Genomic DNA, 12,263 nt, shown 5'->3' with positions numbered 1-12,263 from the left:
CAGCCTGAATACCGAAAGGACTGCAAGATGAGCCATTTGCTTGACAGACTGAACTTCTTCCAGAGCAAGGAGCTGGAGACATTCTCGGACGGGTGGGGCCAGACGACCCGCGAAAACCGCGACTGGGAAGAGACCTATAGAAACCGCTGGCGGCACGACAAGATCGTCCGCTCGACCCATGGGGTGAACTGCACCGGATCCTGTTCGTGGAAGATCTACGTCAAATCCGGCATCGTGACATGGGAGACCCAGCAAACCGATTATCCGCGCACCCGTGCGGGCCTGCCCAACCATGAGCCGCGCGGCTGCGCGCGGGGTGCGTCCTATAGCTGGTATCTGTACTCGGCCAACCGTGTGAAGAACCCGCTGATCCGGGGCAGTCTGATGCGGATCTGGCGCAAGATGCGCGCCAAGAAGACGCCCGTGGCGGCCTGGGCCGCCATTCAGAACGATCCGATCCTTCGGGGATCCTACACCAAGACCCGTGGCAAGGGCGGGTTCGTGCGCGCCACATGGGAAGAGGCGACAGAGATCGTGGCCGCCGCCAACGCCTATACCGCCAAGACCTATGGCCCGGATCGCGTCTTCGGGTTTTCCCCGATCCCGGCCATGTCGATGGTCAGCTATGCGGCCGGCGCGCGCTATCTGTCGTTGCTGGGCGGCACCTGCATGTCCTTCTACGACTGGTATTGCGACCTGCCGCCCGCGTCGCCGCAAACCTGGGGCGAACAGACCGACGTGCCCGAAAGTGCCGATTGGTACAATGCGGGCTTCCTGATGCTTTGGGGGTCCAACGTGCCGCAGACCCGCACGCCCGACGCGCATTTCTATACCGAGGTCCGTTATCGCGGCACCAAATCCGCCGTGGTCAGCCCCGACTATTCCGAGGCCGCCAAGTTCGGTGACATCTGGCTGAACCCGCAGGCCGGCACGGATGCGGCGCTGGCGATGGCCCTGGGTCATGTGATCCTGCGCGAATTCCACCTTGACCGGCAGGCCGAGTATTTCGAGGACTATGCCCGCAAATATACCGATATGCCGATGCTGGTCCGGCTGGATGAAAAGGACGGCCACCTTATTCCGGGCCGGATGCTGCGGGCCGAGGATTTCAGCGACAAGCTGGGCGAGACCAACAATCCCGACTGGAAAACCGTCGCCTATGACGAGGCGTCGGGCCAGATCGTGGCACCCAATGGCTCCATCGGGTTTCGCTGGGGCGAAGAGGGCAAGTGGAACCTTGAACAGCGCGCCAAGGGGGGCGAGGCGCAGTTGCGCCTGAGCCAGATCCTTGACGGCGATCACGACGAAGTTGTCGGGGTGGATTTCCCCTATTTCGGCGGGGCCGCGACCGGCGATTTCGTGAAATGCGACCACCCCGAGGTTCTGACCCGCAACATCCCGGCGCGGCGTGTGACGCTGGCGGATGGCAAGGACGCGCTTGTCGCCACCGTGTTCGATCTTTTCTGCGCCAATTACGGACTGGATCGCGGGCTTGGCGGCGACTGGGTGTCGAAGAATTTCGACGATGACAGCCCCTATACACCCGCCTGGGCGGAAAAGATCACCGGGGTGGAGCGTGAAAAGATCATCGCCGTGGCGCGCGAATTTGCGAGCAATGCCGAAAAGACCGAAGGCAAATCCATGGTCATCCTCGGGGCCGGTCTGAACCACTGGTATCACATGGACATGGCCTATCGCGGCATCATCAACATGCTGGTGATGTGCGGCTGTATCGGCAAGGAGGGGGGCGGCTGGTCGCATTACGTCGGGCAGGAAAAGCTGCGCCCGCAAACCGGGTGGCAACCGCTGGCCTTCGGCCTGGACTGGAGCCGCCCGCCGCGGCACATGAACGCGACCAGCGCATGGTATGCGCATACAGATCAGTGGCGCTATGAAACGCTGAGCGCCGGCGAGATCCTGTCGCCGACGGCACCCAAGGGCGACTGGGATGTCAGCCTGATAGATTACAACATCCGCGCCGAGCGTATGGGCTGGCTGCCATCTGCCCCGCAGTTGAAAACCAACCCGCTTGACGTGTCCAAGGCCGCAAAGACTGCGGGCAAGGAGATCAAGGATTACGTCGCCGAGCAGTTGAAATCCGGTGATCTGCAGATGTCCTGCGAGGATCCGGACGCGCCGGAGAACTGGCCGCGCAACCTGTTTGTCTGGCGCTCGAACCTGCTGGGATCCTCCGGCAAGGGGCATGAATATTTCCTCAAGCATCTTCTGGGCACCGATCATGGCGTGATGGGCAAGGATCTGGGCGAGGAAGGCGGCGTAATGCCGAAAGAGGCCGTCTGGCATGATGAGGCACCCAAGGGCAAGCTGGACCTGCTGGTGACCATTGATTTTCGGATGTCCACCACCTGCGTCTATTCCGACATCGTGCTGCCCACGGCAAGCTGGTACGAAAAGGACGATCTGAACACCTCGGACATGCACCCGTTCATCCACCCGCTACAGGCGGCGGTGGATCCTGCCTATGAAAGCAAATCCGACTGGGAAATCTTCAAGTCGATTGCCGCGAAGTTCTCCGAAGTGGCACCCGAGGTGCTGGGCGTGGAAATGGATATCGTCCAGGTTCCGCTGCTGCATGACACGCCCGGCGAACTGGCGCAGGCCCATGTCAAGGACTGGAAAAAGGGCGAATGCGACCTGATCCCCGGCAAGACCGCGCCGAATTATGTCGCGGTCGAGAGGGACTATCCGAACCTCTACAAGAAGTTCACCTCTGTCGGGCCGCTTCTGGAAAAGCTGGGCAATGGCGGCAAGGGCATCAACTGGGACACCAAGGTCGAGGTCGGGCATCTGCGGGACCTGAACGGCGAGGTGCTGGACGAGGGTATCTCGAAAGGCCAGCCCAAGCTGAACACCGCAATCGACGCGGCGGAAATGATCCTGATGCTGGCCCCCGAAACCAATGGCGAGGTGGCCGTGAAGGCGTGGGAGGAACTTGAAAAGCCCACGGGCCGACACCATGCCCATCTGGCCGAGGGCGCGCATCACACCAAGATCCGTTTTCGCGACATCGCGGCGCAACCGCGCAAGATCATCTCCAGCCCGACATGGTCGGGGATCGAGAGTGAGGAGGTCTGCTATAACGCGGGCTACACCAACGTGCATGAGCTGATCCCGTGGCGGACGCTGACCGGTCGGCAGCAACTGTATCAGGATCACGAATGGATGCGGGCCTTCGGCGAAGGTTTCGTCAGCTACCGCCCGCCGGTGGATCTGAAGACCATCACCAAGGCCGTCAACAATGACGCGGCCGAGGGCAGCCCGCATGTCGTGCTGAACTTCATCACGCCCCACCAGAAATGGGGTATCCACAGCACCTATACCGACAACCTGCTGATGCTGACGCTGAACCGGGGCGGACCGGTTGTCTGGATGTCCGAACTGGACGCGAAGAAGGCCGGGCTGGTCGATAACGACTGGGTCGAGGCCTATAACATCAACGGCGCGCTGACCGCGCGCGTGGTGGTCAGCCAGCGGATCAAGCAAGGCACGCTGTTCATGTATCACGCGCAGGAAAAGATCGTGAACACGCCCGGATCGGAAAAGACCGGCAATCGCGGCGGCATCCACAACTCTGTCACGCGGACCACGCTGAAGCCGACGCATATGATCGGCGGCTATGCGCAGCTGTCCTATGGCTTCAACTATTACGGCACCGTTGGCAGCAACCGCGACGAATTCGTGATCGTGCGCAAGATGAAGAAAATCGACTGGCTGGACCAGCCCGCAACCGACAAAGTGGAGGCAGCAGAATGAGAGTTCGCGCGCAAATCGGCAAGGTTCTGAACCTCGACAAATGCATCGGGTGTCACACTTGCTCTGTCACCTGCAAGAACGTCTGGACCAGCCGCGACGGCGTTGAATACGCATGGTTCAACAATGTCGAGACCAAGCCCGGCACGGGCTATCCCACCGATTGGGAAAATCAGAAACGCTGGAATGGCGGCTGGACACGTTCGGCCAGCGGCAAGCTGCACCCCAAGCAGGGCAGCAAATGGCGGATCATGGCGAATATCTTTGCCAACCCGTCCATGCCGGAGATCGACGATTACTACGAGCCGTTCGATTTCGACTACGATCACCTGAAATCCGCACCGGACATGGATGCCTTTCCTACCGCGCGGCCCCGGTCGAAGATCACCGGCGAGCGGATGGAGAAGATCGAGAAAGGCCCGAACTGGGAGGAGATCCTGGGCGGCGAATTTTCCAAACGCTCGGCGGATTACAACTTCGAGAACGTGCAGAAGGAGATTTACGGGGAGTATGAAAACACCTTCATGATGTATTTGCCGCGCCTGTGCGAGCATTGCCTCAACCCGACCTGTTCGGCCTCTTGCCCGTCCGGCGCGATCTACAAGCGCGAGGAGGACGGCATTGTCCTGATCGACCAGGAGAAGTGTCGCGGCTGGCGGATGTGCATTTCCGGCTGTCCCTACAAGAAGGTCTATTACAACTGGGATACCGGCAAATCCGAGAAATGCACCTTCTGCTATCCGCGGATCGAGAGCGGGCAGCCGACAGTGTGTTCGGAAACCTGCGTGGGGCGCATCCGCTATCTGGGCGTGATCCTGTACGATGCCGACAAGATCGAGGCGGCGGCGAGTTCGGAACGTGAAACCGATCTGTACGGCGCGCAGCTTGACGTGTTTCTGGATCCCAACGACCCCGAAGTGATCGCTTCGGCCCGGCGTGACGGCGTGCCCGAAGATTGGATCGAGGCGGCCAAGATCAGCCCGGTCTGGAAGATGGCGATGGATTGGAAGGTGGCCTTTCCGCTGCATCCCGAATACCGGACACTGCCGATGGTCTGGTACATCCCGCCGCTGTCGCCCATCCAGAACGCCGCGCAGGCGGGGCAGATCGCCATGAGCGATCAGATGCCCGACGTGCGCAGCTTGCGCATCCCGGTGAAATACCTCGCCAACATGCTGACGGCCGGGGACGAGGAACCCATCGTGCACGCGCTGGAACGCATGTCGGCGATGCGGCTTTACATGCGTGCCCTCAGCGTTGACGGCGTGCGCGACGAGGCGATTGCCGCGCGTGTGGGCATGGCGGGCCGCGTGATCGAGGATATGTACAAGATCATGGCCATCGCTGATTACGAGGACCGTTTCGCGATCCCCACGGCGCATCGCGAACAGAACGAGCAGGGCGGCGACATCCGCAGCGGCTGTGGCTTCACCGACGGCAATGGCTGTTCCACCGGCGACACGGGCAAGACCACCCTGTTCGGCGGCAAGAAAAAGCCGTTTGCCCTTCCGACGGAGACATTCTGATGATGGACCGCACACTCAAGGCTTTGTCACTGGTGCTGAGCTACCCCACGGCAGAGCTACAGACTGCCATGCCCGATATCGGCGAAATCCTTGGCGCTGATCCCCGTATCCCGCTCAGCCTGCGCGCCGTTTTAAGGCAGTTTGCGCATGGGTTTGCCAAGGACGATATTGTTGATCTGCAAGAGCGCTATGTAATGCTGTTCGACCGGTCGCGCACGCTGTCGCTGAACCTGTTCGAGCATATCCACGGCGAAAGCCGGGAGCGTGGCGGCGCGATGGTCAGCCTGATCGAGACCTACCGGGAAGGCGGGGTCGAACCCGCAACCTCGGAATTGCCGGACCACCTGCCGGTGCTGCTGGAATTTCTGTCCACAAGGCCACTGCCCGAGGCGCAGGAGATCCTTGCAGATGCCGCGCATATCCTTGACGCACTGCGGGCGCGACTGGTGCGGCGCGAAAGCGGTTATGCCGGCGCATTGGCAGCACTGCTGCACCTGTCGGGCAGCCCTGCCGATGCCGATACGCTGGCCGAAATGCTGGCCCTGCCCGATGACGACCCGACCGATCTGGCCGCCTTGGATGCGGTTTGGGAGGAAGCCGAGGTCACGTTCGGGCCGGATCCGAACGGTGGATGCCCACAGGTCCGCGATCTGCTTGCCGCGATGGACAGCCCTGCCGCCCCCCCTTTGAACCGGAGGACATGACATGTTTGCCAATCTCGACATCGACTTCATCATCTTCGGGATCATGCCCTATGCGGCGCTGACTGTACTCGTGGTGGGCTCGATCGCGCGCTATGAACGCGATCCTTTCACCTGGAAAAGCTCGTCGAGCCAGCTTTTGCGCCATAAGCAGCTTTTCTGGGGCTCGGTCCTGTTTCATGTCGGAATCATCACGGTGTTCTTTGGCCATCTGATCGGGCTTTTCACCCCGGTTTGGGTGCTGGATGCCCTGGGCGTGCCCCATGGGCTGAAACAGTGGATGGCCGTTTTGATCGGTGGCCCGGCGGGACTTGCGGCGCTGATCGGTGCCACGATCCTGCTGCACAGGCGACTGACGGACAGCCGCATCCGGGCCACGTCCAGCTTTGCCGACATCACAATTCTGGCGCTGATCTGGCTTCAGCTTATCGTGGGTCTTTTCACCATCACCCAGACGCTTCAGCATATGGATGGCGCAGAGATGGTGCGCTTCATGAACTGGTCACAAAGCATCCTGACATGGAACGTCAACGCCTGGAGCGATATGGTTGACGTTCACTGGCTCTACCGCTTTCACATCTTCCTTGGTCTGATCATCACGGCGCTGTTTCCCTTTACTCGGTTGGTTCACATGATCTCGGGCTTTGCGGCACCCTTTCGGTATCTGCTGGGACGGTCGGGATACCAGATCGTCCGGTCACGCCGCCAACGACCGCTGGAAGAGCGCCGGGATGCGTTTGATGCGCGCCAGGCAAAACCGGGCACCACCGTCCCGACAGCAGGGGAGTGATGGCAATGAATATTTCTCTCTTTCCCGACGTTGTGGTGAACGGCGAAACAATACCCCCGGCAGCGATTGCCGCCGAGGCCCAGAACCATACAGGACCCAAGGAAAAGCCCGGCATCGCATGGCGCAAGGCAGCACAGGCGCTGACGATCCGGGCGCTTCTGTTGCAAGAGGCGCGGCGGCGCGGTCAGCACCCCGAGCCTGCGGAACTTGCGCCGGGGCGGGTCGAAACCGAGGATGAGGCGATGATCCGCGCGCTTCTGGACGACGCGCTGGACATCGCTCCGGTGACAGAGGAGGCGGTGCGCCGCGAATGGGCGAAAGATCCCGACCGCTACCGCTCTGCGCCGCTTTGGGATGTGTCGCATATTCTGTGCGCCTGCGATCCGCGCGATGAAGAGGCGCGCATGCAGGCCGAGGCCCGCGCAAACGCGCTGTTGTCAAAGCTGGACGGCGACGCAAAGGGGCTTGCCCGCGCGGCGCGCGAAAGCGATTGCGGATCGAAGGAAACCGGCGGTCATCTGGGTCAATTGGGGCCGGGTGATACCGTGCCCGAATTCGAGACGGCGCTGCGCAGCCTTTCCGATAATTGCATCACGTCCGCGCCGGTGCTATCACGTCACGGCTGGCATATCATCCGCCTCAACGCCACGGCACCGGGGCAGGTGCTGCCTTATGAAACGGTTCGTCCCAAGATCGCGCAGGCGTTGGAAAAGGCCGCCTGGGCTCGCGCATCGCGGGATTTCATTGAAACGCTTGCGTCCAAGGCAAGCATTGCAGGCGCAAGCCTTGCGCCGATCTGACACACGCGAAAGGGCGTGACATGAATCAGCCAGACCCGGCGGAGCGCCTTCGCCTTTCAGCGGAGCCATCGCATGTTGAATGATCTTCTCGCGCGCAATCGGAACTGGTCGGCAGAGCGGCAGGAACAAGAGCCGGACTATTTTACCCGGCTCGCCGCGTTACAGGCACCCGAGTATTTCTGGATCGGCTGCTCGGACAGCCGGGTTCCGGCGAATGTGGTTGCCGGGCTTGATCCCGGCGAAGTCTTTGTTCACCGCAATGTTGCCAATGTCATTCATTCCTCCGACATGAACCTGCTGTCGGCGCTGGAATTTGCGGTTGACGCGCTGCATGTGCGCGAGATCATCGTTTGCGGCCATTACGGTTGCGGCGGTGTGAAGGCCGCGACCGAGGATTTCCCCCATGGTCTGGCCGATCACTGGCTGGAGCCGATCCGAAGGCTGGCACGCAGCTATGCCGCGGAACTCACCCAGCTGCCGGACATCGAAAAGCGCCGCGAAAGACTGGCAGAGTTGAACGTGGTCGATGGCGTCCGGCGCGTGGCCGAAACGCCGATCCTTCGCCGGGCGTGGCAACACGGGGCGGATATACGCATTCACGGCCTGATCTACGGGCTGAAAGACGGGCGGCTGCGCGATCTGGATTGCACGGTTGGTGCCGGTCATTTTCAATCGGCCGACCCGAGCTGAAAACCAGACCCTGACGATACATCTTCCGTGTCGATCAGCAAGCGCCCGGACAAAACTGCGATCCGGGCTGAATGCCACGCGGCATGACCGTTCCCATTTTCAAGGTTTGCCCGACGACCCTGATGTCGCGAAAGCGCGTGGCTTTGACAGCGCTGAATTTACCTTGTCTGAAAGTGACCGGAAGGACCGCGTGCCGGTTCTTCGAGCATGGCGTTAAGCCATAGCGATTTCGTGGAAGTTGCTTCGCGTGGTGCGAGGCTGCGGGGCTTCGGAAATTTGAAATGTCGTCATCAAAGCTGACATGGATGAACGTGATGGTTCCAGAGCGGTTTCCGGGCCGCACTGACGGGGCATTGCGCGCGGCGGCTTTGCCGAACCTACTGTCAAAATCGAGATGTTCCCACAGCCTTTTTCAGCCGGTGTGGGCGGCGCGGTTTTTAACCCTAAGAGAAAAATTGTTTACCTATGGGAATTTTTACCTAATATGGGCGAGATAGAGTTAACTTCAAGGCAGGCTGGATTTTGGCAACAAAATTATCAAAACGCGCTGGAAAGTTACAACAAACATCAACATGGGAGAAAACATATGCCTGACATGGCGAAACGAATCGAATCGATGCACCGACAGGACATCGGCGTTGCCTGGGCTTTTGTTGTGGGTTTGTGGCTTGCGATCATCTTCGTTGCCAGCGCGACATGGTCGCTTGCACCCAATGGTGCCGCGCGGACAATGCTGCTGATCGGCGGTGCGATGATCTTGCTGCTGAACACAGCCGCCATTCTGGCGATGCTGCGCCATTACCGCGAAGATCGCGACTTCATGTACGGGCTGGATATCAAGTTTCTCGATATTGCCCGCGCGCAGAAACGTCAGTGAACGGAAGTACAAATATGGCAGATTATACACCCCCTACCCAAAGCAAGTTTGGGCAGATCATCGACGTGATCGTTCTTCTGGTTCTGGCCATCGGCGCGCTTTATCTGCCGCTGTGGCTGAACCTTGCAGGCAGTTCGCAGACATCCAATGTGTCCGAGAACCCGACATGGGAAAGCCTGGGGCAGAATGCGACGATGATCGAGAAGTGGAACCAGCTTGGCTACGCCGAAGCGGCCGATGCCGCCGAACTGATCACGGCACGGTTTGATTATTCGTTTTCGATCCTCAGCCTGCTGGTCATGATCGTGGTCGTCGTCGGTTACTACGCGCTTATTCTTCGCTTTTCCGAAAAGGAATACGGCGATGTAATCGCAGAGAAATTTGGCAAGAAATAGACGAGAGAACGGATTATACACATGGATATCTGGAATATCTTTGAATACGCCGCTTGGGGACTTTCAATCGTCTTCGGGCTTTATATCGTCATCGACTGGTTCAGGATCGACAGCACCTATAGCGAAGAGGAACTGATGTCCTCGCGCGAGGGCGCGCTTGAGGCGATGACGGAAGAACACACACTTTAAGAGGGGTAAGTGGATGTCTGATACAGATATCACGTCCAAAGACATGGATGGAATGGGCCCCGGTGGGACCAAAGTGGGCCTGGCACGGGTGCTGGGACCGGCACATATCTGGGGCCTTGGCGTCGGGATCGTCCTTGTGGGCGAATATATGGGATGGAACTTTGCCGTGGGCAAGGGCGGGGCCTATGCCGCGCTGTTGGCCTGCTGGTTTGCCGGTATCCTGTATTCCTGCGTCGCGATGATTGACAGCGAGGTCACATCGACCGTTGCGGCAGCCGGGGGTCAGTATACACAGGCCAAGCATATCGTCGGGCCGTTGATGGCCTTCAATGTCGGTCTTTATCTGGTCTTTGCCTATACGATGCTGGAGGCGGCGAATGCCATCACCTTTGGCTTCCTGATCGACACGGTGGCCGGCATGACGGGGCATGAAGGGCTGGACCAACGGCCGTTCATTGTTCTGGCAATCATGTTTCTGGCATGGCTGAACTATCGCGGCGTTCTGGCGACGCTGACATTCAGCCTGATCATCACCGCCGTGGCATTCTCGGCGATCATCATTCTGTTCCTGTCAACCGCCGTCTTCATGGGCGACAGCCCGCTGCGTCATGCACAGTTGATGACCGATCTTCCCTATGGATGGCTGGGCATCTTGGCCGCGATGCATTTCGGCCTTTGGTACTACCTGGGGATCGAAGGGACATGTCAGGCGGCAGAAGAGGTCCGCTCGCCCGCGCGGTCGCTGCCCTTCGGGACGCTTGCAGGCATCATGACGCTACTGATTGCGGCAACCCTGACATGGTATGTCTGCGTGGGTCTCATGCCTTGGGAATATCTGGGGCAGGCGGGCGTTCCGCTGTTTGACGCGGCACGGCTGTCGGGGTCGATGACACTGATGATCCTTTTGGGGATCGGCACCATGTTCGCCACGCTGGCCTCGGCCAATGGCTGTATCAATGATGCCAGCCGCGCCTGGTTTGCGATGGGACGTGACCACTATCTGCCGGAATGGTTCGGCGCGGTGCATCCAAAGTTCCGCACGCCTTACCGGTCGATCATCTTCCTTATCCCGATCGCGCTGATCTTTGCCTTGGGTGCGCCGTTGGATCAGGTCATTACCTTCTCGATCCTGTCAGGCCTGCTGGGATATACCTTCATGCCGCTGAACGTGATCCTGTTCCGTCGCAAATGGCCGCTCGACACGATCAAGCGGGGGTATGAGCATCCGTTCCACCCGATCCCGGCGATCCTGTTGCTTTGTCTGTGCGGTGTGACGTTCTTTGCGGTGTTCCTTGGCTATGGATCGCAGCTGGTCGCGATGATCTCTTTCTACATCATCGTTTCGTTGTGGTTCCATTTCTGGCGCTACCGCTTCGTGCGTCGGGCGGCGCAATTCACCATGCCGTGGCCGCGTCCGCGCGGATACTGACACCCCGGACCGGCCCGCACTCTCGCGGGCCGGTTCCTTTTTTGCGAAGGCTGTCGGGATGGACCGATTTCTACTCATGGCGATCATCGTCGTGCTGGGGGCGCTGGTGGCGACCCTCGCGATCAACATCCGCCGTGCCACTGCTGCGCGGCATCGGACGCGCGCCGCCTATATGGATGCGTGTCGTGCGCTGTTGGATCAACCGCGCACGGGGCGTTCGCCAACCGGGTTTGCGCGGCTGGCAGGCAGCTATCAGGGGCATGAGGTCGACATTCAGGCCATGCCCGACACGCTGACCTTCCGCAAACTTCCGGCCTTGTGGGTGCTTGTGACATTGCCCGGCCCATTACCCGTGGGCGCTACGCTGGATCTGATGGTGCGGTCCACCGGAATAGAGCCATTCTCGCGCTTTCAGACATTGCACAACCAGCTGGGTCTGCCCGAAGGTTTTCCGGAAACCTGCGCCATCCGCACAGACAATCCCGCGCTTATGCCGTCCGAGGATCTTGTGCGCAGGCATTTGCATATCTTCGATGATCCTAGGGTGAAGGAACTGGTGATTTCGCCGGACGGTCTGCGGATCGTGTTTCTGGCGGAAGAGGCGCAGCGCAGCCGCTATCTGATTTACCGCGATGCGGAAATGGGCCGGACGCCGCTTCCTGCGCAGCAGGTGATCCCGAAACTGGATGCGCTTCTGGCGCTGCGGGCAGATATTCTGGACGCGGCAGCCGACAAGATAGAGAAAATACCCGCATGAGCATCGTCACGCGCGCGCCCTTCCATCCCTATCTGGTGCTGGCCAGCGCCATCATCCTGCCCGCGTCGGGACAGGTGTTGAACCGTCAGCCGATTCGCGGATTGCTGTTCTTGTTCTTCGTGGTGCTTCTGGGCGGCTACACGCTGAAGACAGCGGCCCCGGATGTGTCCCTTATCGGCAAGTATTCGGGCGGGATCTTTGTCTATGCGATGGCGATTTATGACGCCTACAAGACCGCGCGCATCCGCCATTCGGTATGGGCCGCCGCAAAGCGGTAAGGGTGGCCATCAGTGCCACGATCCGCGGGCAGGGTGCTGGACCAATTGCTGTTTGACCAC

At 60.0% G+C, this 12,263-nt stretch carries 12 protein-coding genes; all 12 read left to right on the top strand.

Translation table 11 applies throughout. The features are described 5' to 3' along the window. Positions 1–27 precede the first annotated feature (27 nt). The 12 genes from ACN0WV_RS11760 to ACN0WV_RS11705 all read left to right on the top strand — a co-directional run bounded on the left by ACN0WV_RS11760 (position 28) and on the right by ACN0WV_RS11705 (position 12,203). Positions 28–3,774, top strand: coding sequence for a nitrate reductase subunit alpha (locus ACN0WV_RS11760; RefSeq protein WP_417605943.1), 3,747 nt, complete (start codon positions 28–30; stop codon positions 3,772–3,774). Next, on the top strand, positions 3,771–5,297 hold the full coding sequence (gene narH, locus ACN0WV_RS11755; RefSeq protein ID WP_417605940.1) for a nitrate reductase subunit beta: 1,527 nt from the start codon (positions 3,771–3,773) through the stop codon (positions 5,295–5,297). The genes ACN0WV_RS11760 and narH overlap by 4 nt, the downstream gene beginning before the upstream one ends. Then, entirely contained in the window at positions 5,297–6,001 is a 705-nt protein-coding gene (gene narJ, locus ACN0WV_RS11750; RefSeq protein ID WP_417605938.1) for a nitrate reductase molybdenum cofactor assembly chaperone, read from the top strand. Before narH ends, narJ begins: the two co-directional genes overlap by 1 nt. Position 6,002: 1 nt before the next feature. Continuing rightward, entirely contained in the window at positions 6,003–6,788 is a 786-nt protein-coding gene (gene narI / locus ACN0WV_RS11745) for a respiratory nitrate reductase subunit gamma (RefSeq protein WP_417605936.1), read from the top strand. 5 nt (positions 6,789–6,793) lie between these two features. After that, the gene (locus ACN0WV_RS11740; protein ID WP_417605934.1) at positions 6,794–7,588 is read left to right on the top strand and encodes a peptidylprolyl isomerase; all 795 of its coding nucleotides are present in this window, start codon (positions 6,794–6,796) and stop codon (positions 7,586–7,588) included. 72 nt (positions 7,589–7,660) lie between these two features. Beyond that, positions 7,661–8,278, top strand: coding sequence for a carbonic anhydrase (locus ACN0WV_RS11735; protein WP_417605932.1), 618 nt, complete (start codon positions 7,661–7,663; stop codon positions 8,276–8,278). Between the two features lie 394 nt (positions 8,279–8,672). Beyond that, on the top strand, positions 8,673–9,155 hold the full coding sequence (locus tag ACN0WV_RS11730; RefSeq protein WP_417605930.1) for a hypothetical protein: 483 nt from the start codon (positions 8,673–8,675) through the stop codon (positions 9,153–9,155). 14 nt (positions 9,156–9,169) lie between these two features. After that, entirely contained in the window at positions 9,170–9,550 is a 381-nt protein-coding gene (locus ACN0WV_RS11725) for a hypothetical protein (protein WP_116599120.1), read from the top strand. A 21-nt stretch (positions 9,551–9,571) separates the two neighbouring features. After that, complete coding sequence (locus ACN0WV_RS11720; protein ID WP_179141504.1) at positions 9,572–9,739, top strand: hypothetical protein; 168 nt, start codon at positions 9,572–9,574, stop codon at positions 9,737–9,739. Between the two features lie 13 nt (positions 9,740–9,752). Next, complete coding sequence (locus tag ACN0WV_RS11715; protein WP_232824976.1) at positions 9,753–11,168, top strand: APC family permease; 1,416 nt, start codon at positions 9,753–9,755, stop codon at positions 11,166–11,168. A gap of 76 nt (positions 11,169–11,244) precedes the next feature. Continuing rightward, the gene (locus tag ACN0WV_RS11710) at positions 11,245–11,925 is read left to right on the top strand and encodes a hypothetical protein (RefSeq protein WP_417605927.1); all 681 of its coding nucleotides are present in this window, start codon (positions 11,245–11,247) and stop codon (positions 11,923–11,925) included. Beyond that, positions 11,922–12,203 (top strand): hypothetical protein, encoded by a 282-nt coding sequence (locus tag ACN0WV_RS11705; RefSeq protein ID WP_417605925.1) that lies wholly within the window; start codon positions 11,922–11,924, stop codon positions 12,201–12,203. The genes ACN0WV_RS11710 and ACN0WV_RS11705 overlap by 4 nt, the downstream gene beginning before the upstream one ends. The last annotated feature ends 60 nt before the right edge of the window (positions 12,204–12,263 follow it).

This window comes from Primorskyibacter flagellatus, from assembly GCF_048268605.1.
In the GTDB taxonomy this organism is placed as follows: Bacteria; Pseudomonadota; Alphaproteobacteria; order Rhodobacterales; family Rhodobacteraceae; genus Primorskyibacter; species Primorskyibacter flagellatus.
The sequence above is the reverse complement of the archived record's forward strand: the minus strand, read 5'-3'. Positions and strand labels throughout refer to the sequence as shown.